We start from the raw sequence: 22,470 nt of genomic DNA, 5'->3' as shown, positions 1-22,470 counted from the left end.
GGCCTTACTAATACTACCATTGAAAATAAAATATGTCAGAATGATGTCATTGTTATGCCATTAAGCAATCATTAGATCGGGCGGCTGAATCAAGACTTCCTGTAGCAAATTATTGATCAGGGCTTCATCACTGGGTACATGCAGTGCGTTTGCTTGATGTAGTCCATTATGGTCAGTAGGAAGTAAAGTGGCATAGAAGAAGAGTTTTTTATGAACCTCTTCATTGGGATTTTGTTTTTTAGCTCCCATATCATGGATGTCCTCGGTCATCTGCCCACTGGTCAAAAGCGAGGCAACCTCCTTCATCGGGAGGATCTGGACCATAAAGACCAATAGTAATAATATGGAGACTAATTTTAATTTCACTGATGTAAAAATAGAAAAGGACTAAAGAATGTGGTGGGAAAAACTGTTAATCCTATCTGAAAACACAGTGAAATTATAAAAATCTGATAGTTCTGTGACAAATCCTTGTTGATCATAGGGCCATTAGGCAATAGAATAAAGGTATGGGCTGATAAACATTTAATATGGGTAACTACATTGTTCCAACTAGATAGGTGATGCAAAAAAAAGAGCAACAGTTATTTAATTAACTGTTGCCCTGATTAAATGTATTATAAAGGTTGATATTTAAGATTCAGCCTTAGGCTCCTTTTGACTACCCTCTGCTTTGGGTTTTGTTTTTTTCTTAATCTCAAAGTAGATGGCAGATTTCTCCTTGTCAAAATGTGCGACCAATTGATCTCCTTCTGTGACCTTATGATTTAAAATCTCTTCAGCCAAAGGATCTTCCAGATATTTTTGGATGGACCTTTGTAGTGGTCTTGCTCCAAACTGAATATCATAGCCTTTCTCTGCGATATAGGTCTTGGCCTCTTCTGTGATGTCAAGTTGCAGGCCAAGGTTTTTGAGTCTTGCATATACCTTTTCCATTAAAATATCGATAATAGAGAAGATATTTTCCTTTGTCAGCGAGTTGAAGATCACAACGTCGTCAATACGGTTCAGGAACTCAGGAGAGAAGGTTCTTTTCAGGGCTTTTTCGATCACAGCCTTGTTGTTCTCTGCCTGATTTTCCACTCTGGAGGCCGTTGCAAAACCAACCCCGTCACCGAATTCCTTTAACTGGCGAACCCCAATGTTAGAAGTCATAATGATCAGTGTATTCTTAAAGTCGATCTTTCTACCCAGGCCATCGGTCAGTACACCATCATCCAATACCTGTAATAGGATATTGTAGATATCAGGGTGCGCCTTTTCAATTTCATCGAGCAGGATGACACTATAAGGTTTACGGCGAACTTTTTCGGTTAACTGGCCGCCTTCTTCATAGCCAACATAGCCGGGAGGGGCACCAATTAAACGGCTGACAGAGAATTTTTCCATGTATTCACTCATGTCAATACGGATAAGCGCATCTTCAGAGTCAAACAGGTGTCTGGCCAGCGAGCGGGCCAGCTCAGTCTTACCGACGCCTGTTGGTCCTAAAAAGATAAAGCTACCAATTGGTTTGCGTGGGTCTTTCAGACCGACACGGTTACGCTGAATGGCCTTCACTACTTTTGTTATAGCATCGTCCTGTCCGATAACCATCTGACTCATATCATCGTGCATCTTACGCAGCTTTTCTGTTTCTGCCTGCACCATGCGTTTTACAGGGATGCCAGTCATCATAGAGATTACCTCCGCAATGGCGTCCTCGGTAATGGGATAGCGTTTGTTTTTGCTTTCTTCTTCCCAGTCTGCCTTTGCTTTTTCCAGCTCTTCACCCAGTTTCTTTTCTTTATCTCTTAAAGTAGCCGCTTCCTCAAACCGTTGGTTTTTGACCACTTTGTTTTTCTCCAGCTTGATCTCTTCGATTTTCTTTTCAAGATCCAGCATACTTTCAGGAACATTGATGTTTTTTAAATGCACGCGGGCACCCACTTCATCCAAACATCAATGGCCTTGTCAGGCAAAAGCCTGTCAGTCATATAACGATCACTGAGTTTTACACAGGCAGTGATGGCCTCAGGATCATAAGTGACACTGTGGTAATCTTCGTATTTGCTTTTGATATTATTCAGGATCTGAATGGTCTCTTCCACACTTGGTGGTTCGATGAGCACTTTTTGGAATCTTCTATCCAGTGCACCGTCCTTCTCAATATAATTTCTGTATTCATCCAGAGTACTGGCGCCAATGCATTGCAGATCCCCTCTGGCGAGTGCTGGTTTGAAAATATTGCTGGCATCCAGAGAGCCACTGGCTCCGCCGGCACCCACAATCGTATGGATCTCATCAATAAATAAGATAATATCCTTATTTTTTTCCATCTCATTCATGATGGATTTCATGCGTTCTTCAAATTGCCCCCTGTATTTAGTACCAGCGACCAGAGCAGGTAAATCCAGCGAAATGACTCTTTTGTCAAAAAGGACACGGCTGACTTTTCGTTGTACAATGCGCAGGGCTAATCCTTCTACGATAGCGGTCTTACCCACGCCGGGCTCACCGATTAAAATCGGGTTGTTTTCTTCCTTCTGGAAAGGATCTGCGAGACTCTTTCAATTTCAGTTTCCCGTCCCACGATGGGATCCAGCTGACCCGTTTCTGCCAGTCGGGTTATATCTCTGCCGAAATTATCCAGGGCAGGTGTGCGGCTCTTGGCGTTACCTGCAGCAGGTCGCTGCGGACGCTGCGGACCAAAACTTCGCTTTTCGTCATCAAAATCCTCTTCATGTTCTTCATACTCAGCCCTAGTAGCATCCGGATCGCGGACGATACCGATTTCTGAGCGAAAAAGATCATAGTCTACATCAAATTGATTTAAGATTTGAGTAGCAATATTTTCTCTGTTTTTCAGGATGGAGAGCATTAGGTGTTCTGTCTCAATCTGCGGGCTTTTCAAAGATTTGGCCTCCAAAACAGTAATGCGGATCACTTTTTCTGCCTGTTTTGTCAGGGCAGGGAATTGATGTCGCCTATATTTTTGCCAGTTTTATCCTTAACGGCCAATTCAATCTCTTTGCGGAGTTCAAAAAGGTCTACATTGAGCTGTTTTAGAATACGGATGGCCGCACTGTCGCCTTCTCTGATCAGTCCTAATAACAGATGTTCTGTCCCAATAAAATCATTGCCCAGCCTTAAAGCTTCTTCACGGCTGAAGGTGATTATTTCTTTTACTTGTGGTGAGAAGTTACTGTCCATAATTGTAGGTTGTTGTTGCGTGATATGATTAAATGCCAGAACACTATGGGTTTCTATCGGTAAGGTACGGCGGTTTGTTGAAAATTGCTATATAAATCTTTAAATATTTGATGGCCGGAAAATAAAAATAGAACTCAAGTCTTCTTTAAGATTTTATCTTTGACTCTTAAAATCAAGGAAGGTTACTTAATTTTGCACATAGAATGAAAATCAAAGTTGATACCAAAGAAAAATTTCAGGTTTTACGCCCAAATACCCCTGAATTGTCTGTAATAATGGCAGAAGAGATCATAAGTCTCATTACCCATCAGTTTGGAACCGCAACAAAAAACGCCATAATTGATATGACCGGTGTTGCAAATGCCGATGAACAGGCGCTCGTTGAGCTGGCAACCCTGTTGCAGTTATGTCAAAAAAATCAGGCCTCGCTGGTTTTCTACGGCGTGAACCCGGCGGTTAAATCCGCCATGCAGGGCCTGGATCTGATCGATGTCTTTCAGATTACCCCAACTGAAAGTGAGGCCTGGGACATCGTACAGATGGAAGAAATTGAACGTGAACTCTTTGGAGAGGAAATGGAGCAAGATAATATGGACGAATAATAACAAATAGTTTGTAAAAACTTCTGACAATTGATAAAATATGATTGATAATCAATTAAGTATATTTTTTACCGATTTGTTATTCGCTATTAAATAAAGCGTCAATTGCTCAGTAAAGAGAGCTCCTTTCTAAAGATATACTACATTTTTGTCAGTCTCGTTTTATTCAAACCTGACGTGCTAGCAGGTCAGTATTAACAGGATGCTAACTGCTGATGTAACTTTGCAGGTGTTCTATGGTTGATTTTTGGTCTTCTATGACATGCCGTACCAAATCCCCAATGGAAATAAAACCCACAATTTTACCATTTTCTGCTACAGGTAGATGTCGAATGTGTTTTTCGGTCATAATGGCCATGCAATGTTCAACCTGTTGTGAAGGTGTCACCGTAATGACACTGTCTGTCATTACCTCTGCCATAGAGGTAGTTTTTGAAGCTTTACCTTGTAAAATCACCTTTCTGGCATAATCCCTTTCGGTAAATATTCCCTGCAACTCCTCGCCATCCATAACGAGCAGTGCACTGATGTTTTTGTCCATCATAAGTTCCAGCGCGTTATATACGGAACTGTCCTTGGTTACTGAATAAAGAACATCTGGTTTTTGGTTCAGGATAAACTGGACTGTTTTCATAAAATACAATTTTACAGGTTTAAAGGCCAATTAGAAAGGGTTACATATCTGTGTGCTCAATGTTTATTGTTACGCTAAATTTAGACTTTTTTGTGGAAAAAATCGTGCAATGTTTAAATTTTCTTGGGGGTTTCATGGATATGGTAAGCACTTAAGGTGGCCTGGTAAGCCACCCTGGCAATACTAAAATGTACTGCAGATGAGTAAATAACCTCAAATTAGTTGATTTGAAAGCTTTTCATACCAAATTTGCAGTGTAAATTTACGCTCAGCAAACTGGTAATATATTATGATCAGAATTATACTTCAAAAAAATAGCTGTGGCAGCCATTTTAATCGATATAAGCGCTTGTATTTCAGAGAATTTATGATAGTAATTATGGTTTTTTCGGCCTTATCAGGCTCATTTGCGCAATCCATTGTAATTAATGGCAAAGCCGGGGGGAAGCGTTTTGACGGGATAGGTGCAGTCAGTGGCGGTGGAGGAACCTCTGTATTGTTAAAGGACTATCCCAATAAGCAACGTGACGAGATTCTGGATTTACTATTTAAGCCTAAATTTGGTGCATCTATTTCCGCTTTGCTGGTAGAAGTACCGGGTGACGGTAATTCTACCCAGGGTCCGAACCCAGTCACATGCACAGCAGAACCGATCTGAATTATTACAGAGGATATGAATGGTGGCTCATGCGGGAAGCAAAAAAAGAAATCCTGCACTAAGTTTAGATGCGAATGTTTGGAGTGCGCCCAGGTGGATTGGCAACAATCAATTCTGGAGTCAGGATATGTGTGATTACGTAGTCAAATGGATCCAGGGCCTGAAATCCACTCACGGGCTGACCCTTGATGCGATAGGGCTTAGAAACGAGCGGGGTGTGAATATAGACTATGTAAAGATGCTGCATCGCACACTGAATAATAATGGACTCGCCCAGGTAAAAATCCATGGCTTTGATAACTGGCAAAAGGATAAATTTGACTGGGCTACCAAGATGATAGCAGATACGACCCTTAGATCTGCGGTAGCCATTTTAAGCGCCCATACCCTGTCAGAAATACCCGCACCAGATTCAATACAATTACTAGCAAAAGATCTGCACAAACCCATCTGGAATACGGAAGAGCACGTTTACTTGAACGGTTTTGATTGTGCCCTGGGGATTGTAGATGCTTTCAATAAAAATTATATCATCAGCGGGGCCACTAAAATTGTGAATTGGTATCTATGCGGTTCAACTTATAGCATTGAACCTTTTTCGCAGCAACCACCGATGTTAATTGCCAGGCAACCCTGGAGTGGTCATTATCAAATAAGAGAGGCCTTATGGGGTTACGCGCACTACGGACAATTTACAGCCGCCGACTGGCAATATGTCAATGGCGGCTGTGATACGCTAAAAGAAGGTGGCAGTTATGTGACACTAAAGGTACCAGATAGAGGAGATTACAGTATTATTATAGAGACCAGAGGGGCGAAGTCGACGCAGCAGCTAAATTTTGAGATAAAAGGCGGGCTCTCCAGAGGGGCACTTGCTGTTTGGAAAAGTGACTGGCATGCTCAATTTATCCGGCAGACAGATATTTTGCCGCAAAACGGCCATTTTAGCATAACCCTTGATACAGGTGCCATTTATTCTTTAACGACTACCCGTGGGCAACAAAAAGGAAGTTTTTCCGATACACTGTCAGCGCATTCTTTTCCCTTTCCCTATCAGGATAATTTTGATCAATATAAAAATCCCAAGGCTTATGGTTATCTGCCAAGTTATACCGCAGATATTGCTGGTGTCTTTGAAATCAGTCTGCGTACTGACAAAAGGGGCAACTGCCTAAAACAGGTATTAGCCGAAAAACCGCAGTGCTGGGCGCCCGAATGGGAACCCTATACCATTATTGGAGATCCGAATTGGACAGATTATGAAGTGTCTGTGGATATGATGATAGATAATCAGGGGGCGGCCGGGTCATGGGACGCGTAAATGGTACGGGCTATGGATTTGGCGTGCAGCCAAATGCATATTATTTGACGCTCTCTGACAGTGGCATATGCAGTCTTTATGTAGTTAGTCAGGACGAAAAGGTAAAACCAAAGTTACTGGCCAGCAAAAAATTACCGCGAATCAAACCCAATCAGTGGCACAGGTTGGGCCTTAAATTTAAGACAGCGCAAATTAGCGGTATGATTGACGGGAAAACAGTATTGGCTGTTCTGGACACGACTTATAAAACAGGAATGGCAGGACTAATAACAATGGACGCTCCTGATGGTATCCAAAGAACGATTGCCTCTTTTGATAATCTAAAGATCGGAGGGCCAGATCAGCTGTTGACTGAACCTACTATTGAGAATTCAAAGAAAAGGCCGTCCTTACGCCAGGTAGGATTACAAAGCAAGGGTGGCAAGATGTATTGATTTTATGAACAATTGAACTTTGCATGCCAAGACCAAAAGCCTAGAAGTGATTGCGGTGCCAAATATCTTCAATAATTGAAGGAAAAGAACGGCGTAACGCAAAAAGAACTATAAACAATAGCAAAACACCCACCTTGAAAGAACTTATTTAAGGTGGGTGTTTTGGCAATATGCTAGTATTTTATTTATTGGATTGAACAACCGACACTAAACCTTGATGTAGATTTTTTTCTTGTCCATAAAATAGACAATCACCCACATAAAGACTATAAAACAAATAGCGTACAGGAGTGAACTGTTGTATTCGTTGGCGAACACCGGCTTGCAGACATGGTCATAGAACCAGGCCAGTGGATTGGTATAAACCGGTTGACCGTTTTCAGTGCCGGCAGGGATGCGGATCATCCATAGAAGTCGTGGCAGAAGTCCGCTCAATACAAAAATGAACAATGGATTTTTGCCAAATACATTAAAGAATTTATCCAGCCACGTGCGCTTGGACTTAAGCTCTATAAAATAAATGATTACTGCCAGGATAATAAGTGCCCAGCCAGAACTCAACAAAACAAAAGTGCTGGTCCATATTTTTTTACTGATAATGAAAAATTGCCCCCAAAATGCCCCAACAAATAGTAACAAAGCACCTGCCACAAATAAATGGGTGACCATTTCATAGCTTTTGCCCTTTAGCCGGATGTAACGCCCGGTCAGATAACCAATAATGACCTGCACTACGGGTGCCATTGAGCTGGCGATACCTTCCGGATCAAAAGGAACGCCTTCTCCATGATACATATGGTTGGTGCCTAAAATCGGGATATCCACCATTTTTGTACCAAACCAGCCTTGCAGGCTGTATGGATCGCCAGGGCTTCCTAAAACATAACAAAGCCACCAATAGATGAGTAGTATCGCAACACTCAAAGCAATTGCTGTTTTGGTTTTACAGTAATAAATAATTAGAGAGCCAAATAAATAGGCCACGGCAATGCGTTGAAGTACCCCGAAAATGCGGATGTTTTCCCAACCTTTGGCAACAATATGGTCGCCATCCCATTTGATAAAGGGAAACCAGTTCAAAAACAAGCCGATGCCAAAAATCAGGAGGCTACGACGAATCACTTTACTTAAGAAAGCCTTGTCGCCCGCCTCCCTGAGTCTTGGGATCACAAAAGCCATGGCATTACCCACTACAAAAAGGAAAAAAGGGAATACCAGGTCGGTAGGGGTGCAGCCTGCCCACTGGGCATGATCTAGCGGTGCGTAGACATGCGACCAGGAACCCGGGTTGTTTACGGTTATCATCAGGGCTACCGTCATACCACGGAACACATCCAGGGAGTAATACCGCTCTTTTTTTAGCATACGATCAGGTTTAAAAGTTGCGTTAAGTTACGCTAAATTGTCATGTGAGATGTCTAAAGCAGCGTGATTTTATTTAGCAGGAGCAAATGCGGTCATGGTAGAATACTATAAATGCGGGATATTGGCTGATTAGGAGCCTATATTGTTTTGTAAGAATAAGTTAACGGGCTGTAGTGATAAATTTCAGGTTGCGCATAATGCCCTGGTATTTAGAGCGCTTAAGCGGAGAGTGGCGAAAGATTTTTTTAAAAGCATCTTCTGTCAAATCCAGCCATTGCTCATTGGTAAAATCCAGAATCTCAGCAATGGGCGTGAAAGCGGCGTCATGGTGCGGTTTACTAAACCGGTTCCATGGGCAAACATCCTGACAAATATCGCAGCCAAAGGCCCAGTCCTGGAAAGAGGACTGAAGTTCCCCTGGTAAGAGCAAATCCTTTAATTCTATGGTAAAATAGCTGATACATTTATTTCCCTGTATAACTTTATTGGGCAATATGGCATCTGTTGGACAGGCATCAATACAACGGGTACAGCTGCCACAGAAGTCTTTAGCCAGGGGCTGATCGTAGATCAGCTCCCAGTCTATAATTAAGGAGGCGATAAAATGGAAGGAGCCGGCTCCTTTATTGATCAGCATCCCGTTTTTGCCTACCCAGCCAAGGCCGCTTTTACTGGCCCAGGTGCGTTCCAGCACCGGGGCGCTGTCCACAAAACCCCGGCCATGGACTTCCCCGATTTTCTCTTTGAGTTGACCAATAAAATCATTCAGTCTTGCTCTTATAATTTCGTGATAATCATTGCCGTAAGCATATTTAGAGATCTTAGGACTCCCTTCATTTTGCTGCTGATCTGGATAATAATTCTTCAACAAGGTAATAACTGATTTTGCGCCTGGTACCAGCTTCGTTGGATCCGTTCTCAGCTCAAAATAGTTCTCCATATAATGCATATTGCCATGCATACCTTATTCAGCCATGCTTCCAGACGCCTGGCATCCTGATCTAGCGCAACTGCCTTGGCGATACCGCAATGCTCAAAGCCCAGTTCAGCGGCGATGGTTTTAATAATATGGGTTCGTGTCTCCAGGTCCAAGATTAAAAATTAAGGGTCTTTTAGAGAATATTGCCTGTAAAGTAGGTATTTTTGACACCAGCCAGGTTCGGCAAATTTAATAAAGTCGCTCTGGAATTCCATTTTTCATTCAAATCATCCTTACTGGTCATGAAATACGCCGTTTGTTTCGCACTGTTTTTGGGTCTGACTATTTTAGTTCTTGTGGTTCCGATCAGGATTTTGCCCCGGCAGATAACGCACTGGTGGCCGCACAGCAGTTTCTAGGCGGTTGTCTGAAAGGTGACTTTAAACAAGCGGGCTATTACCTGCAACCAGATTCCACCAATAATGCCCAGCTGGCAAAACTAAAAGAAGCGTACTATCATAATAACAGTGATCAGCGGGTGGAGTACCGCAGTGCTAATATCATTGTTCAAAATGATGAAGCGGTATCTCCCACTGAAGAAATTATCACTTACCAGAACTCTTATGATAAAATCACCCGAAAACTGAAGTCAGTCAAGACGGATCAAGGTTGGAAAGTAGACCTTAAATATACCTTTAGCGGTAACCTCTGACCTTAAAATTAAGGAAGATCAGGCCAAACAAACATTAGTAGTAGGGCCGATTTTGGCTAAATATCTGCCTTAATGTCAAAATTCCACAAATTTTTTGGCAAAAATGTTTGTAGTCCATATATGTAGTGTACCTTTACTGCGCAAAAGCAAATTAACAATTTTGATTCACATTTCATCTTTAAGATAAGTTGAAAAATTATCACAAATACTACAATCTGAATGACACGCATATCGTCTTTATGTGTGCTAAGATTTCTATTGTTAATGCACCCCGCTCATTTTTTCCAGTAAGCCGACGACCGAGGCTTTAATTTCTATATCCCTATATAGAGCCTTACTTTGTAACCCACAAACTTCGCCTTTTAGGGCGGTGGAGTTTAATTGTTATACCATTAGTGTATCTATCAACCGTGAATAATAATAACAACAACAATAATGATATTGTAGTTCGTGTAGCCTGTGAAGGTGATACGCATTACGCCCAGCAAATCGTAGATGAGATGGCCTCATCTGCCAAAGTTCGTGGAACCGGTATTGCTAAACGCTCTCCAGAATATGTTGCTCAAAAATGTTGGAAGGAAAGGCCGTTATTGCCCTTACCACCTCCGGCGTATGGGTAGGCTTCTGTTATATTGAGGAGTGGAGTCATGGCAAATTTGTGGCCAACAGCGGGCTGATTGTTTCTCCTGATTTTCGTAAAAGCGGTGTCGCTAAAAGAATCAAGGAAAATACCTTTGCGCTGTCCAGAAAAAAATACCCTGATTCAAAGATCTTTGGCTTAACCACTGGGTTGGCTGTGATGAAAATTAATTCAGACCTGGGCTATGAACCTGTGACCTATAGTGAGCTGACCGATGATGAAGCCTTTTGGGCAGGCTGCAAAAGTTGCGTCAATTACGACATTCTGATGAGTAAAAACCGTAAGAATTGTATGTGCACAGCCATGCTCTTTGATCCCAAAGATCATTACCAGCCTGAAGAAACACAAGAGCATTTTAAAGAGAAATCTAAAATTTATGAAAGGCTGCTTAGGTTAAAACAGCATAAGTTTTTACAGGCCTTTAGAAAAAAAGATAATAATGCCAAAAAGGTCCAGGCAGCACAGCCGCATAACAAACCTTTTATGGGATTTTTTGAAAAAATAGGATTATAAATTATATTACCACTTTCCGGGTCGTGGACTAATTTGACAAAAATTGAAAATGCGGTCCCTGGAACTGGAAAACAAATATTGAAAATTTAAACAATGGCCAAATCAATCGTACTTGGATTTAGTGGTGGACTGGATACCACCTTTTGTGTGAAGCATTTTCAGGACAAAGGCTACGACATACATTCTATTATTGTCAATACAGGTGGTTTCTCTGAGGATGAACTCAAAAAAATTGAGGCACATGCTTATCAGCTAGGTGTCAAAACCCATACTGCTGTAAACGCCATTGAAAACTATTACGACCGGATCGTTAAATATCTGATTTTCGGAAACGTACTTAAAAACAATACCTATCCATTAAGTGTCAGTGCTGAAAGATTAGTGCAGGCCCTGCATATGGCTGAGCATGCCAAAAAATTGGGTGCGGACGCTGTGGCACATGGTAGCACAGGAGCCGGGAATGATCAGGTACGTTTTGATATGATTCTAAATACAGTAACCCCAGGTATTGAAATCATCACGCCGATTCGCGATTTAAAACTCAGCCGCGAAGCGGAAATCGCCTACCTGAAAGAAAAAGGAGTGGAGATGAATTTTGAAAAGGCAGCCTATTCCATCAACAAAGGGCTTTGGGGAACCAGCGTTGGGGGGAAAGAAACCCTTTCAAGCAACGGGTTTTTACCAGATGAGGCTTGGCCTACCCAGGTAACGAAAACGGAACCTGAATCCTTAAAACTCAGTTTTGTCAAAGGAGAGCTCACCGCTGTGAATGGTCAGCAATTTGACCATCCGACAAAAGCCATTCAGCAGCTGCAACAAATTGCAGGACCTTTTGGCATTGGTCGCGACATCCATGTGGGAGATACTATTATTGGTATTAAAGGCCGTGTAGGATTTGAGGCTGCAGCGCCGGTGATCATCATCAAGGCGCATCACAGTCTGGAAAAACATGTTCTTACCAAATGGCAGTTAAGCTGGAAAGATCAGATTGCTGCCTTCTATGGCAATTGGTTGCATGAAGGGCAGATACTGGATCCGGTGATGCGGGATATGGAAGCCATGATGACCAGTGCGCAAAAGCATGTAACAGGTGATGTGTTTATCCAGTTATATCCCTATCGTTTTCAGGTGCTGGGTATCGAGTCTCCATTTGATCTGATGAGCGCCAAATTTGGTAAGTATGGCGAGATGAACAGTGGCTGGACCGGGGAAGATGTCAGGGGTTTTAGTAAAATCTTTGGCAATCAAGTGGCCATATATGAATCCATTAAGGCCAGCGAAGCGAACGAAGAGGCGCAAGAAAAAACACAATAAGCAAAGTATTACTTATATAAATTAAGAAAGGAGTTATTATGATAAAAGTTGGAATTATCGGTGCGGCCGGTTACACAGGGGGAGAGTTAATCAGATTACTAATTAACCATCCAGGGGTGGAGCTGACTTTTATGCATAGCAAAAGTAATGGCGGGAATCCTGTGTGCAAGGTTCACCAGGATTTGATTGATCACCCGGAGTTGATATTTACCAAAGAACTTTCCGCTGATGTAGACGTACTGTTCCTTTGTTTGGGACACGGGAACTCCAAAAAGTTTTTACAAGAAAACGAGATTGATCCGAAAATTAAAATTATTGATCTGGCCAATGATTTTAGATTGGTGAAAGATAAACAGTTTAAAGGCCGGGATTTTGTTTACGGTTTACCAGAGATCAACAAAGAGGCCATCATAAAAGCTGGTAATGTGGCGAATCCAGGCTGTTTTGCTACATGTGTCCAGATGGGTTTACTTCCATTAGCTAAAGCAGGTCTGCTCAGTGAAGTCTATACGACAGGCATCACCGGTTCCACCGGTGCAGGACAGTCCCTATCTGCTACTTCTCATTTTAGCTGGAGAGCGAATAATATTCAGGCTTATAAAACCCTGACCCATCAGCATTTGGATGAGATTCAACAGTCCTTGCATCAGTTGCAGCCGAGTCTGCCCACCTGGGCGGAGAATAAAGAAGTGATCAATTTTGTGCCATGGCGCGGAGACTTCCCCCGAGGAATATTCGTGAGTTCTACAATCACCTGTGACCTGGAACTTGCTGAACTCAACCAGTTGTACCAGGATTTTTATAAGGATGCGCGCTTTACTTTTGTCAGTGAACAGCCGATCTTTTTAAAACAGGTCGTGAACACCAACCTATGTGTGCTCTATCTGGAAAAAGTCGGGTCTAAACTCGTGGTACATTCCGCAACAGATAATTTACTAAAAGGCGCCTCAGGACAGGCCATTCAGAATATGAATCTGATCTTTGGTCTGGATGAAGCAACAGGCCTTAATTTAAAAGCCAATTATTTTTAAATCCTCGTCATTAACTTTTACAGTTAAGATGCGATTAAAATCAAAAGATTATGTCCTTATTTCCAGTATATCCACTTTATGATATTACGATCACAAAAGCCCTGGGATCCACGGTATGGGATGACAAGGGGCAGGCGTATTTAGATATGTATGGCGGTCATGCCGTCATATCCATCGGCCATACCCATCCACACTGGGTAAAACGCATAGAGGATCAATTACACCAGATTGCTTTTTATTCTAATTCTGTACATATTGCTTTGCAACAGCAATTGGCAGATAAACTGTGTCAAATCAGCGGCAAAAAGGATTATCAATTATTTTTATGTAATAGCGGAGCTGAAGCGAATGAAAACGCACTCAAGCTGGCTTCTTTTCATACGGGCAGAAAAAAGATCGTTGCTTTTACAGGCAGCTTTCATGGCAGAACTTCACTTGCGGTAGCGGCCACAGATAATCCGTCCATTGTAGCTCCTGTAAATGAAACCTCAAATATTGACTTTTTACCTTTTAATGATGAGGCGGCACTCTTGGCCTATTTTGAGAAAAGTGGAGATCAGGTGGCAGCCGTCATTACGGAAGGCATTCAGGGCGTTGGGGGATCAGAGTTGCGACAGATCATTTTCTGCAACTGATCCGCACACTTTGTGATAAATATAAGGCTGTATTTATTGCAGATAGTGTACAGTGTGGCTATGGGAGAAGCGGTAAATTTTTCTCCCACGACCATAGCGGGGTGCAGGCAGATATTTATTCAATGGCCAAAGGGATGGGCAACGGTTTTCCTATAGGGGGTATTTTGATCTCACCTGCTATAAAGGCGTCTTTTGGCATGCTGGGGACCACTTTTGGGGGAATCACCTGGCCTGCGCGGCTGCACTGGCTGTACTAGAGGTAATGGAATCAGATAACCTGATCCAGCAAGCGGCTAACCATGGTCAGTTTCTGATGGAATCACTGGCAAAAATACCTGGTCTTGAAAACATCAGGGGAAAAGGTTTGATGATTGGTTTTGATACTAAGGGGCCATTAAAGGATTTGCGTAAACATCTTTTGTTTGACAAAAAGGTCTTTACCGGAACCGCCAAACCAAATGTGGTTAGGTTGTTGCCCTCTTTAGCAATCAGTAAAGCTGAGTTGGAGCAGTTTTTGGAAATTCTGGGTGAAACAGTGGAAGAACTCAGTCAGCTAACAGTGAAGGCCTGAAAAAATTAATTATCTTTACCGCACTTGTGTGCCTTAGTACAAATGTGCGCTACCATACAAGTCTGTATTTTTTGTTTTTTGTTTTTTGTAATTTGGTCAATAATTAATCGTTTTAATTAATTCGGAAAATGGAAGAATCAATTCCCGCGGGGTCTGTCAAATTAAAAGAAACCGGCTCTCTTTTAACCGGCAAGTTTACCACAGCAACGGATGTATCTGATATAGATGCACTCGTAAGCAAGGCGCTTGAATATAAAGCGGATCCTTATAAGGACAGCCAGCTAGGTGCCAGAAAACGCATCGGGTTACTATTTTTAAATCCCAGCTTAAGAACGCGCTTAAGTACGCAGATCGCGGCCAGAAACTTAGGCATGGAAGCCATTGTTTTTAATGTGGATAAGGAAGGATGGCAGTTGGAATTTGAGGAAGGAGCCATTATGAGTGGCAGCACCTCAGAACATGTAAAAGATGCGGCACCAATCTTAGGGAGTTATTTTGACATTTTGTGTATCCGTACTTTTCCGTCTTTGGTCAACAGAACGGACGATTACAGTGAACTTTATATAAGTGAGTTTATTAAATATTGCGGCAGGCCGGTAATCAGCCTGGAAAGTGCAACATTGCACCCTTTGCAATCGCTCACAGATGTGATTACGATTACCGAGCAGACGCTGCAGCGCCCGGCGGATTTTAAAGGGCGTAAGCCAAAAGTCGTGCTTACCTGGGCGCCCCACGTAAAACCGTTGCCACAGTGTGTGGCCAATAGCTTTTCCCAGTGGATGTGTGCCTGGCAGGGTAAAAGCGAATTTGTAATCTCGCATCCTGGTGAATATGAACTGGCACCTGAGTTTACAAATGGGGCCAGAATTGAATATGATCAAGATAAAGCATTAAAAGATGCTGATTTTGTTTATGTCAAGAACTGGAGTACTTATAATGATTACGGAAAGATTTTTGAAAATGACCCATCCTGGATGTTATCTGTTGAAAAATTGCAATTGACACGCCAGGCGAAAGTCATGCATTGTTTACCTGTTCGTCGAAATGTCGAACTCAGTGATGAGGTACTGGACAGTACCCATAGCATTGTAACTCAACAGGCCGGTAACCGGGTCTGGGCAGCCCAGGCGGTTATCAGCGAATTATTACGACGCTAACATTAGAACACTGTATTGTTCCAGCAAAAGGTCCCTGTGGGACCCGCTTTACTAAGCGGGCTCGACAGCGGGCTCAGGCGATCAAAAAGGTAAATATTGGATGACGGGTCTGACACAGCATTTACTTTTGAATAAAAATATGGAACAATTATTTGTTATTAAGATTGGGGGAAATGTGATCGATGACCCGGAGAAATTACAAGATTTTCTCCACACATTTGCCCGGGTGAAAGGAAAAAAGATCCTGGTACATGGAGGCGGCAAGATTGCCACCAAAATAGGCCACGGGCTGGGTATAGAACCCAACTATCATCAGGGAAGAAGAATTACCGATGATAAAACCATTGATTTGGTCACCATGGTTTATGGTGGCCTGGTTAATAAAAAGATTGTAGCCAGTTTGCAGGCATTAAATGAAAATGCCATCGGCCTTACCGGCGCAGATGGAAATGTACTGCCGGCCGTTAGGCGACCGGTTAAAGAAATTGATTTTGGCTGGGTAGGTGATATCCAGGAAAGCCAGGTAAATACCGCACTATTAAGCGCACTGCTCCAGCAAAATATTACCCCTGTTTTTGCAGCTTTAACGCATGACAGCCAGGGGCATATCCTCAATACCAATGCAGATACCATTGCCTCAGTACTAGCCGTAGCGCTCTCAAAACACTATGATGTTCGTTTAATCTATTGCTTTGAGAAAAAAGGGGTATTACTTGATGTGGAGGATGATCATTCGGTGATTCACCGAATAGATCCACCTTTATATCAGCAACTGCTGGCAGAAAAGAAATTATTTGAAGGGATTATTCCCAAAATAGACAATGCTTTTGCCGCCATTGGTAGTGGCGTCAAAGAAGTGTTGATTGGCGATAGCCAAGATCTGGCTGCCAATACTACGCCAGAGATTACAGGTACGCTCATCATTTATTAAACAAAAATAAAACACAGGTGCATTAAGCGGTAAAAGACAGCTTTGGTTTTATGCCAAAGCCAGTCAGGTACAGCTAAAATACCTGGAAAACAAAGACGCATGGAACATTCATCTGAAAGCATCCAAGGATTATATGAGGATGCAGTAAGTTTGCTCAAAGAGTTAATTGCGACGCCTTCCTACTCCAGACAGGAAGATAAAACGGCCGTGATTATCCGGACTTTTTTACATAATAAAGGCATTGCCGCCAAACAATACCTGAATAACGTCTGGGCAATCAATAAATATTTTGACCCGCTAAAGCCCACTGTTATTCTGAATTCGCATCACGATACGGTAAAACCCAATCCTAAATATACCCGCTCGCCTTTTGTGCCTGATATAGAGGAAGGTAAGTTATATGGATTGGGTTCCAATGATGCCGGGGGGTGCCTGGTATCACTGATTGCCACCTTTGTCCATTTTTATGATAATGCAGCCTTACCCTTTAATGTGGTCCTTGCAGCTACTGCAGAGGAGGAGATCACCGGCAAAGATGGTATCGAGGCCCTGTTAAAACACTATGAGTTTTTAGCCAGTTTGCATCACCCGGATTTTAAAGGGCAGCAGGACAGATTTACAGCTATTGTAGGCGAACCCACTAAAATGGAGCTGGCCATTGCAGAAAAGGGCCTAATGGTCCTGGATGCCAAGGCGCAGGGCAGGGCAGGACATGCCGCCCGCAACGAAGGTGAAAATGCGCTTTATATTGCCCTAAAGGATATCCAGTGGTTTGAGACCTTTAAATATCCCAAAGATTCCAAATGGCTGGGCGAAGTACACCAGACCGTAACGGTTATTGAAACTGAAAACAAGGCACACAACGTCGTACCCGCTGAATGTAGTTTTGTGGTGGATATTCGCCTGCCAGATTGCTATACCCATGAGGAGGTACTGGCAATCATCAGAGAAAATATAAAAAGTGATTTTAAGGAACGAAGTATCCGGCTTAGATCTACAAGAATAGAAGAGGAGCATCCCCTGGTTCAGGCAGGTATAAAACTTGGTGCAAAGCCTTATGGATCACCTACTTGTTCTGACAAGGCACTGATGCCTTTCCCTGCACTTAAATGTGGTCCGGGCGACAGTGCCAGATCACATACAGCAGATGAGTTTATTTTTGTAGAGGAGATTAGAAAAGGCATTGAAAGGTATATTCAAATGCTGGAATCCACAAAGTTCAATTAAGCATGCGTTAAAAAAGGCCATTTAAACGAAACGTTTAAATGGCTTTTTTTAATTGATTTTCTGTTTTCCATTAATAATTATGGAGGTAGCCTTATTAGCCTGTAGCAAATTATCCGGTCAGTTAAATAGGCTAAGTCATTGATTTTGTGTGTGTATTGTTCTTGTTGAATGGTATGTAAACAGCACTGGCAGCGATGGAGACAGTATTTGTGATATTCGTTGATGGCTATTTTTTATAAAATAATGGGCTTATTGGAAGCTGACTTCCAATATTTTGTGTATAGACTATTTTGCTACATGGACGTTAATTAAGTAATTTCTTCCCCTCGTTTTTGCCGGTTATAGGTCCGATGAATTTTTATAAGGGTGTAAGCTGAGGCGATCAGGATGACCCAGAGGGTAAATGATCTTCTGGTAAATACCGATCTGGTGAAAAAGTCGCTCATATAAATAAGGCAACAGATGACAGCGATGACCCAAAGGACGCTGAGCCAGATTACTTTACTTTTATTCAGATGCTTCAGATCGAATAGATTGTGTTTGCCCTTGTTTTTTTCTCCTCCATCACAGGTAAATTTTTAAGGGTTTGTGGGGAATCTGTCCCCAAAATCCGGCGTTTTTGCCTTGACTTCGATTTAAAAGTAGCTAAAAAATGGCAAAATCAATAGAAAAATATGGGGAAATATGCATTGTTTTGCCCCTGCCGCCTTAATTTTAGCATAATAATCAGGAGAAAATAACCTTATTTAGAACCAATTAAGTCTTAGTGTGATGCATGATTTGCTGACAGAAGAAAGAAAAAGATTCCAGGTGGACCGGCTGATTTTATTCAGCGACGCAGTATTTGCAATTGCCATTACCCTACTTATCATTGAAATTCACCCACCCAGTCTGGATGGATTACCCAAGACGGATGCATCTTTTGCCGCCCGAATGTCAGATTTGAGGCCTCAGTTTATTGGATTTTTTATGAGTTTTGCCCTGATTGGTCTTTATTGGTCCAAGCACCATTCCGTATTTGGTTATATTACGGACTACTCACCCAAGCTGATATTTTTAAATTTAGTACTGTTAGTGGCCATTGTTCTAATGCCTTTTTCTACCCAGGTTTACAGTACATATGTCTCACCGGAATATGTACAATTGCTTGGTCCATTTTTGATTTACAGCCTTAATATCACGCTTTGTGGATTAGCGAATTTCTTAATCTGGGTATATATTACGAGGCCGGGCAATCCTGTTTGCAAGCAGGTATTCCCTAAAAGGTTTGTAAGAAATGCCAAACTACGAGCGCTTATTTTGCCGTTTGCTTTTATGAGTTCTTTATTTGTATGTTGGGCATTTAATGCTGTCTGGGGAAGGTATTTGCTATTTTTAATTCCCGCTTATTTCAGACTGATCAAAGACGATCCCAAGGAAAAAAAGCTTTAAAAGCAAAAGCAAAGCATTAGGCTAGCTTTGTATTACAAATACTGCTGGCAGCTAGGTTAGGGCAATCATCTTCCTCATATATAACGCCGGCCGCGAAGTCTGTCAAATACTTGATGAATTTCTTTTTTAAGATTGGGTTGTAAGTGAATGGTAACAATATCTTTTTCGGTAGCATCAGGCTCTTCCAGGGTGTCGAATTGGCTTTTGAGCAGTTTTGCGGGCATAAAATGGCCTTTTCGGGCCACCATCCAGCTGTGAATCAGGGAAAAAGAACCTTTCAGGTAGATAAACAAGATGGGATAGCGTGGATCTCTTAGTCGGTCACGATAGCTTTTCTTTAAGGCAGAACAGGATACGATGACCTCTTTGCCAGCACCCGTTAGTTCAAGGATCTTATCATGGATGGCTGCCAGCCATCCGGCTCTGTCCTGATCATTGAGAGGGTGCCCACTATGCATTTTGGCAATATTTTCCTTAGAGTGAAAGTCATCTCCTTCCAAAAAAACAGCGCCTGTCCTACCCACGATGGCTTTGGCAATGGTAGATTTACCGCAACCCGATACACCCATTACAATTATACATTTTCCCTGCATCTTTTCCAGTTTTTGTCTTTCAAAGATATCATAATCCGCCCTAAAAGCTGTTTCTTTGCATAGAAAATCAAGGCTTCCGACAAATTGGCCGGAAGAAAACACAGATAAGGATATCAATCATTAAAAAGCATTAGCGATGAAACTCTGGGCAAAAAGTACCACTGCATTAAAAGAAGTAGAAGATTTTACGGTCGGGCAGGACCGACAGTTTGATACGCAGCTGGCTCCCTTTGATGTGCTGGGTAATATGGCCCATGCTACCATGCTCTCCACTATTGGCCTATTGACAGACCAGGAAAAAATGACTTATTAGCCGCCTTAAAAGATATTTATATAGAAATACAAAAAGGAGATTTTACTATCCAGAAAGATGTGGAAGATATCCATTCACAAATAGAATTTTTGCTGACGCAAAAACTAGGAGATACGGGTAAGAAGATCCATGCTGCCAGAAGCCGTAATGATCAGGTGTTGGTTGACCTAAAACTTTTTTTACGTTCAGAAATTGAAAAAATCACCCAGGATGTGCGGGCACTCTTTGATCTGCTGATGGAAAAGAGTGAAGCGTATAAGGATGTTTTGCTACCTGGCTATACACATTTACAGATCGCCATGCCTTCTTCTTTTGGTCTTTGGTTGGGCGCCTACGCGGAAGGGCTGGCTGATGATATGCTGAACCTGCAGGCCGCCTACCAGATTGTCAATAAAAACCCACTGGGTTCGGCAGCCGGATATGGCTCTTCTTTTCCGATCAACAGAAAGATGACTACAGAATTGTTGGGATTTGCTGATCTGAACTATAACGTTGTCTACGCGCAGATGGGTAGAGGAAAGGCCGAGCGGGTAACCGCCATGGCCATGGCAGGCATCGCAGAGACCCTGGCCAGACTGGCCATGGACTGCTGCCTTTATCTGTCTCAAAACTTTTCATTTATCTCTTTTCCACCGGAGCTGACCACGGGCAGTAGCATTATGCCCCATAAGAAAAATCCGGATGTTTTGAGCTGATCCGTGGCTACAGCAACCGCATCAAAGCACTCCCTAATGAGATTATGATGATGACCACCAATCTGCCTTCCGGTTATCATAGGGAACTACAGCTTTTAAAAGAACATCTTTTCCCTGCTTTTAAGACTTTCCATAATTGCATTGAAATGACGGGGCTGATGATCAGCCATATGGAAGTTAATAAAGGCATTGTGGAAGATCCTAAATATAAATACATCTTTAGTGTAGAAGAAGTCAATAAGCTAGTACTTGCTGGTGTGCCTTTCAGAGATGCCTATAAGCAAGTGGGTCTTGGTATTGAAGCCGGCAACTTTGAATATTCTACTGAGGTGCATCACACCCATGAGGGCAGTATCGGTAATCTGTGCACGGAGCAAATCAAGGGGAATATGGATAAGGCGATTGCAAGCTTTGATTTTACGACCTATCATCGGGCAATCGAGCAGCTACTGAAAAGCTAATTAGCACCTTAAGGTGTGTGATATCTGGCAATAATATTCTCCACATTAATAAAGGGAAAATATGCGCATATATAGTAAGCATAAAACCTGTTTTATTATAGGTTTTATAATAAGCCTGAGCCTGATAGTCATAAGCTGCAACACGGTGCCTGACACTAGAAAGGCTGGCACCACTAAAGATAACACCGTGAAAGGATTGGCCATTTCCGGGGACAATAAACCAGTTATTACCAAGCTAAACCCAGATGTAATTGCACTAACCAAAAATTTTGAGACCTTTTGGAGCTACTGGTATGATAGCGTTGATCTGACCAGGGAATTTATACCTTTAGCTGCTAACAGCAGACAAATAACTAAATCTGATTTTTAAGGCAGCTCAATACCGGCAATTATATGCCCGTATTGACAAAAGTCGTTCAGCCAGCTCAAAAAAAGAGAACAGATTATGATCAGGGCCAGTATACCTATCAGTTAAGGCCATTGCCTGAAAACATAGCGACTAGTATACCGGATGTTATCCGGCAAATGACCACCATGGCTTTAAAAGACTTTAAGAAGGAAGGAACGGAGTTGCCTGCTTTTAATCTAACTACGATTGAGGGGGGAAATTATACGAGTGCAAATTGCAAAGGAAAGATATTGGTAATTGATACCTGGTTCGTAAAATGCGGTGCCTGTGTGCGGGAAATGCCGGATCTGAACCGTTGGGTCTATCATTATAAGAACAGACCTGACGTGATCTTTTTAAGTCTATGTCTAGATGATAAACAGACAATTCAGCAGTTTTTAACACGTACTGGATTTGCGTTTCTAATTGTGCCGGACGGCCGGTCCTATATAGAGAATGCGCTGGGTGTATCAATGTTTCCGACAAAAATCCTTGTAAATAAAGAAGGCAAAATCGTTAAGACCGGAAATTTCAAATCGATTAAAAGGGAATTGGCCATGCTTGTAGCAACGACAGATCAGGCAAAGCCCTGAACTGATAACTCCGTAAAACCGCTAAGAAAGTAAGAAATTGGGGAGCATGTAAAAAAGAAGTGCCCATTAAAAGCGCCCACCAAAAGTTAAGGCTAGTGGCCGGCTTTTGGTGGGCGCTTTTAATTAAAATATTTGCTACA

At 42.3% G+C, this 22,470-nt stretch carries 26 protein-coding genes and 3 pseudogenes; 19 read left to right on the top strand and 10 right to left on the bottom strand.

Translation table 11 applies throughout. The features are described from left to right. Positions 1 to 60: 60 nt before the first annotated feature. The 5 genes and pseudogenes from FSB73_RS03540 to FSB73_RS24000 all read right to left on the bottom strand — a co-directional run bounded on the left by FSB73_RS03540 (position 61) and on the right by FSB73_RS24000 (position 3,192). Complete coding sequence (locus FSB73_RS03540) at positions 61 to 366, bottom strand: hypothetical protein (RefSeq protein WP_146780145.1); 306 nt, start codon at positions 364 to 366, stop codon at positions 61 to 63. A gap of 267 nt (positions 367 to 633) precedes the next feature. Next, the gene (locus tag FSB73_RS24015) at positions 634 to 1,833 is read right to left on the bottom strand and encodes an AAA family ATPase (protein ID WP_394344837.1); all 1,200 of its coding nucleotides are present in this window, start codon (positions 1,831 to 1,833) and stop codon (positions 634 to 636) included. Positions 1,834 to 1,845: 12 nt separating this feature from the next. Beyond that, a pseudogene (locus FSB73_RS24010) lies at positions 1,846 to 2,486 on the bottom strand (AAA family ATPase); the annotation flags it as partial. 14 nt (positions 2,487 to 2,500) lie between these two features. After that, entirely contained in the window at positions 2,501 to 2,926 is a 426-nt protein-coding gene (locus FSB73_RS24005; RefSeq protein WP_225974457.1) for a Clp protease N-terminal domain-containing protein, read from the bottom strand. A 17-nt stretch (positions 2,927 to 2,943) separates the two neighbouring features. Beyond that, positions 2,944 to 3,192 (bottom strand): Clp protease N-terminal domain-containing protein, encoded by a 249-nt coding sequence (locus tag FSB73_RS24000; RefSeq protein WP_225974456.1) that lies wholly within the window; start codon positions 3,190 to 3,192, stop codon positions 2,944 to 2,946. Between the two features lie 203 nt (positions 3,193 to 3,395). On the opposite strand from FSB73_RS24000, the gene FSB73_RS03530 reads away from it, so the two are divergent. Next, the gene (locus FSB73_RS03530; protein WP_146780144.1) at positions 3,396 to 3,794 is read left to right on the top strand and encodes an STAS domain-containing protein; all 399 of its coding nucleotides are present in this window, start codon (positions 3,396 to 3,398) and stop codon (positions 3,792 to 3,794) included. 205 nt (positions 3,795 to 3,999) lie between these two features. Here FSB73_RS03530 and FSB73_RS03525 read toward each other — a convergent pair whose 3' ends face one another. Continuing rightward, a complete protein-coding gene (locus FSB73_RS03525) occupies positions 4,000 to 4,428 on the bottom strand; it encodes a CBS domain-containing protein (RefSeq protein ID WP_146780143.1) in 429 nt (142 codons plus the stop codon). 289 nt (positions 4,429 to 4,717) lie between these two features. Between FSB73_RS03525 and FSB73_RS27405 the strand changes: the two are divergent. From FSB73_RS27405 to FSB73_RS03505, 3 genes and pseudogenes are all read left to right on the top strand, one after another. Further along, positions 4,718 to 5,717: pseudogene (locus FSB73_RS27405) on the top strand (hypothetical protein); the annotation flags it as partial. Continuing rightward, complete coding sequence (locus tag FSB73_RS27400; protein ID WP_394344836.1) at positions 5,700 to 6,407, top strand: hypothetical protein; 708 nt, start codon at positions 5,700 to 5,702, stop codon at positions 6,405 to 6,407. The pseudogene FSB73_RS27405 and the gene FSB73_RS27400, both read left to right, overlap by 18 nt. Further along, positions 6,395 to 6,841 carry a hypothetical protein gene (locus FSB73_RS03505; protein ID WP_146780140.1) on the top strand — a complete coding sequence of 149 codons (447 nt, stop codon included), beginning with the start codon at positions 6,395 to 6,397 and terminating at the stop codon, positions 6,839 to 6,841. The genes FSB73_RS27400 and FSB73_RS03505 overlap by 13 nt, the downstream gene beginning before the upstream one ends. 207 nt (positions 6,842 to 7,048) lie before the next feature. Here FSB73_RS03505 and FSB73_RS03500 read toward each other — a convergent pair whose 3' ends face one another. The 3 genes from FSB73_RS03500 to FSB73_RS23995 all read right to left on the bottom strand — a co-directional run bounded on the left by FSB73_RS03500 (position 7,049) and on the right by FSB73_RS23995 (position 9,298). Beyond that, the gene (locus tag FSB73_RS03500) at positions 7,049 to 8,206 is read right to left on the bottom strand and encodes an acyltransferase family protein (RefSeq protein WP_146780139.1); all 1,158 of its coding nucleotides are present in this window, start codon (positions 8,204 to 8,206) and stop codon (positions 7,049 to 7,051) included. Positions 8,207 to 8,366: 160 nt separating this feature from the next. Continuing rightward, positions 8,367 to 9,146, bottom strand: a complete 780-nt coding sequence (queG, locus tag FSB73_RS03495; RefSeq protein ID WP_262712480.1) for a tRNA epoxyqueuosine(34) reductase QueG — start codon at positions 9,144 to 9,146, stop codon at positions 8,367 to 8,369. Next, positions 9,125 to 9,298, bottom strand: coding sequence for a hypothetical protein (locus tag FSB73_RS23995; protein WP_225974455.1), 174 nt, complete (start codon positions 9,296 to 9,298; stop codon positions 9,125 to 9,127). The genes queG and FSB73_RS23995 overlap by 22 nt, the downstream gene beginning before the upstream one ends. Before the next feature lie 143 nt (positions 9,299 to 9,441). On the opposite strand from FSB73_RS23995, the gene FSB73_RS03490 reads away from it, so the two are divergent. From FSB73_RS03490 to FSB73_RS03450, 10 genes and pseudogenes are all read left to right on the top strand, one after another. Beyond that, a complete protein-coding gene (locus tag FSB73_RS03490; protein WP_146780138.1) occupies positions 9,442 to 9,837 on the top strand; it encodes a hypothetical protein in 396 nt (131 codons plus the stop codon). 395 nt (positions 9,838 to 10,232) lie between these two features. Then, positions 10,233 to 10,457, top strand: a complete 225-nt coding sequence (locus tag FSB73_RS23990; RefSeq protein ID WP_225974454.1) for a hypothetical protein — start codon at positions 10,233 to 10,235, stop codon at positions 10,455 to 10,457. Further along, positions 10,406 to 10,990 carry a GNAT family N-acetyltransferase gene (locus FSB73_RS03485; protein ID WP_225974453.1) on the top strand — a complete coding sequence of 195 codons (585 nt, stop codon included), beginning with the start codon at positions 10,406 to 10,408 and terminating at the stop codon, positions 10,988 to 10,990. The genes FSB73_RS23990 and FSB73_RS03485 overlap by 52 nt, the downstream gene beginning before the upstream one ends. A gap of 93 nt (positions 10,991 to 11,083) precedes the next feature. Further along, positions 11,084 to 12,304: an argininosuccinate synthase gene (locus FSB73_RS03480; RefSeq protein WP_146780137.1), complete on the top strand. Its 1,221-nt coding sequence runs from the start codon at positions 11,084 to 11,086 to the stop codon at positions 12,302 to 12,304. Positions 12,305 to 12,342: 38 nt separating this feature from the next. Beyond that, on the top strand, positions 12,343 to 13,335 hold the full coding sequence (gene argC, locus FSB73_RS03475; RefSeq protein WP_146780136.1) for an N-acetyl-gamma-glutamyl-phosphate reductase: 993 nt from the start codon (positions 12,343 to 12,345) through the stop codon (positions 13,333 to 13,335). A 50-nt stretch (positions 13,336 to 13,385) separates the two neighbouring features. Further along, a pseudogene (locus FSB73_RS27395) lies at positions 13,386 to 14,541 on the top strand (aspartate aminotransferase family protein). A gap of 128 nt (positions 14,542 to 14,669) precedes the next feature. Beyond that, the gene (locus FSB73_RS03465) at positions 14,670 to 15,698 is read left to right on the top strand and encodes a Rossmann-fold NAD(P)-binding domain-containing protein (RefSeq protein ID WP_146780135.1); all 1,029 of its coding nucleotides are present in this window, start codon (positions 14,670 to 14,672) and stop codon (positions 15,696 to 15,698) included. Between the two features lie 139 nt (positions 15,699 to 15,837). Then, on the top strand, positions 15,838 to 16,629 hold the full coding sequence (gene argB, locus FSB73_RS03460) for an acetylglutamate kinase (protein ID WP_146780134.1): 792 nt from the start codon (positions 15,838 to 15,840) through the stop codon (positions 16,627 to 16,629). Positions 16,630 to 16,728: 99 nt separating this feature from the next. Further along, complete coding sequence (locus tag FSB73_RS03455; RefSeq protein ID WP_146780133.1) at positions 16,729 to 17,856, top strand: M20 family metallo-hydrolase; 1,128 nt, start codon at positions 16,729 to 16,731, stop codon at positions 17,854 to 17,856. 771 nt (positions 17,857 to 18,627) lie between these two features. Next, positions 18,628 to 19,287 carry a TMEM175 family protein gene (locus tag FSB73_RS03450; protein ID WP_146780132.1) on the top strand — a complete coding sequence of 220 codons (660 nt, stop codon included), beginning with the start codon at positions 18,628 to 18,630 and terminating at the stop codon, positions 19,285 to 19,287. 74 nt (positions 19,288 to 19,361) lie between these two features. Here the strand turns inward: FSB73_RS03450 and FSB73_RS03445 are convergent, their stop codons facing one another. Beyond that, the gene (locus FSB73_RS03445; RefSeq protein WP_225974452.1) at positions 19,362 to 19,982 is read right to left on the bottom strand and encodes a gluconokinase; all 621 of its coding nucleotides are present in this window, start codon (positions 19,980 to 19,982) and stop codon (positions 19,362 to 19,364) included. Between the two features lie 34 nt (positions 19,983 to 20,016). On the opposite strand from FSB73_RS03445, the gene FSB73_RS23985 reads away from it, so the two are divergent. From FSB73_RS23985 to FSB73_RS03430, 5 genes are all read left to right on the top strand, one after another. Next, positions 20,017 to 20,193, top strand: coding sequence for a hypothetical protein (locus FSB73_RS23985; protein ID WP_225974451.1), 177 nt, complete (start codon positions 20,017 to 20,019; stop codon positions 20,191 to 20,193). Then, the gene (locus tag FSB73_RS23980) at positions 20,163 to 20,888 is read left to right on the top strand and encodes a lyase family protein (protein WP_225974760.1); all 726 of its coding nucleotides are present in this window, start codon (positions 20,163 to 20,165) and stop codon (positions 20,886 to 20,888) included. Before FSB73_RS23985 ends, FSB73_RS23980 begins: the two co-directional genes overlap by 31 nt. A gap of 44 nt (positions 20,889 to 20,932) precedes the next feature. Then, entirely contained in the window at positions 20,933 to 21,349 is a 417-nt protein-coding gene (locus FSB73_RS23975) for a hypothetical protein (RefSeq protein ID WP_225974450.1), read from the top strand. Between the two features lie 145 nt (positions 21,350 to 21,494). Beyond that, entirely contained in the window at positions 21,495 to 21,719 is a 225-nt protein-coding gene (locus FSB73_RS03435) for a hypothetical protein (RefSeq protein WP_146780131.1), read from the top strand. A gap of 23 nt (positions 21,720 to 21,742) precedes the next feature. Next, a complete protein-coding gene (locus FSB73_RS03430; RefSeq protein WP_146780130.1) occupies positions 21,743 to 22,330 on the top strand; it encodes a TlpA family protein disulfide reductase in 588 nt (195 codons plus the stop codon). Positions 22,331 to 22,470 lie beyond the last annotated feature (140 nt).

Source organism: Arachidicoccus ginsenosidivorans, from assembly GCF_007971385.1.
GTDB lineage: Bacteria > Bacteroidota > Bacteroidia > Chitinophagales > Chitinophagaceae > Arachidicoccus > Arachidicoccus ginsenosidivorans.
This window is presented reverse-complemented; position numbering and strand designations above follow the sequence as displayed.

Bases quoted from the DNA above. Each gene is read 5' to 3' on its own strand.
- FSB73_RS24000 (WP_225974456.1), bottom strand. From the start codon at position 3,192: ATGGACAGTAACTTCTCACCACAAGTAAAAGAAATAATCACCTTCAGC.
- FSB73_RS03530 (WP_146780144.1), top strand. From the start codon at position 3,396: ATGAAAATCAAAGTTGATACCAAAGAAAAATTTCAGGTTTTACGCCCA.
- FSB73_RS03525 (WP_146780143.1), bottom strand. From the start codon at position 4,428: ATGAAAACAGTCCAGTTTATCCTGAACCAAAAACCAGATGTTCTTTAT.
- FSB73_RS27400 (WP_394344836.1), top strand. From the start codon at position 5,700: ATGTTAATTGCCAGGCAACCCTGGAGTGGTCATTATCAAATAAGAGAG.
- FSB73_RS03505 (WP_146780140.1), top strand. From the start codon at position 6,395: ATGGGACGCGTAAATGGTACGGGCTATGGATTTGGCGTGCAGCCAAAT.
- FSB73_RS03500 (WP_146780139.1), bottom strand. From the start codon at position 8,206: ATGCTAAAAAAAGAGCGGTATTACTCCCTGGATGTGTTCCGTGGTATG.
- queG (WP_262712480.1), bottom strand. From the start codon at position 9,146: ATGGAGAACTATTTTGAGCTGAGAACGGATCCAACGAAGCTGGTACCA.
- FSB73_RS03485 (WP_225974453.1), top strand. From the start codon at position 10,406: ATGTTGGAAGGAAAGGCCGTTATTGCCCTTACCACCTCCGGCGTATGG.
- FSB73_RS03480 (WP_146780137.1), top strand. From the start codon at position 11,084: ATGGCCAAATCAATCGTACTTGGATTTAGTGGTGGACTGGATACCACC.
- argC (WP_146780136.1), top strand. From the start codon at position 12,343: ATGATAAAAGTTGGAATTATCGGTGCGGCCGGTTACACAGGGGGAGAG.
- FSB73_RS03465 (WP_146780135.1), top strand. From the start codon at position 14,670: ATGGAAGAATCAATTCCCGCGGGGTCTGTCAAATTAAAAGAAACCGGC.
- argB (WP_146780134.1), top strand. From the start codon at position 15,838: ATGGAACAATTATTTGTTATTAAGATTGGGGGAAATGTGATCGATGAC.
- FSB73_RS03455 (WP_146780133.1), top strand. From the start codon at position 16,729: ATGGAACATTCATCTGAAAGCATCCAAGGATTATATGAGGATGCAGTA.
- FSB73_RS03450 (WP_146780132.1), top strand. From the start codon at position 18,628: ATGCATGATTTGCTGACAGAAGAAAGAAAAAGATTCCAGGTGGACCGG.
- FSB73_RS23985 (WP_225974451.1), top strand. From the start codon at position 20,017: ATGAAACTCTGGGCAAAAAGTACCACTGCATTAAAAGAAGTAGAAGAT.
- FSB73_RS23975 (WP_225974450.1), top strand. From the start codon at position 20,933: ATGATGATGACCACCAATCTGCCTTCCGGTTATCATAGGGAACTACAG.
- FSB73_RS03430 (WP_146780130.1), top strand. From the start codon at position 21,743: ATGCCCGTATTGACAAAAGTCGTTCAGCCAGCTCAAAAAAAGAGAACA.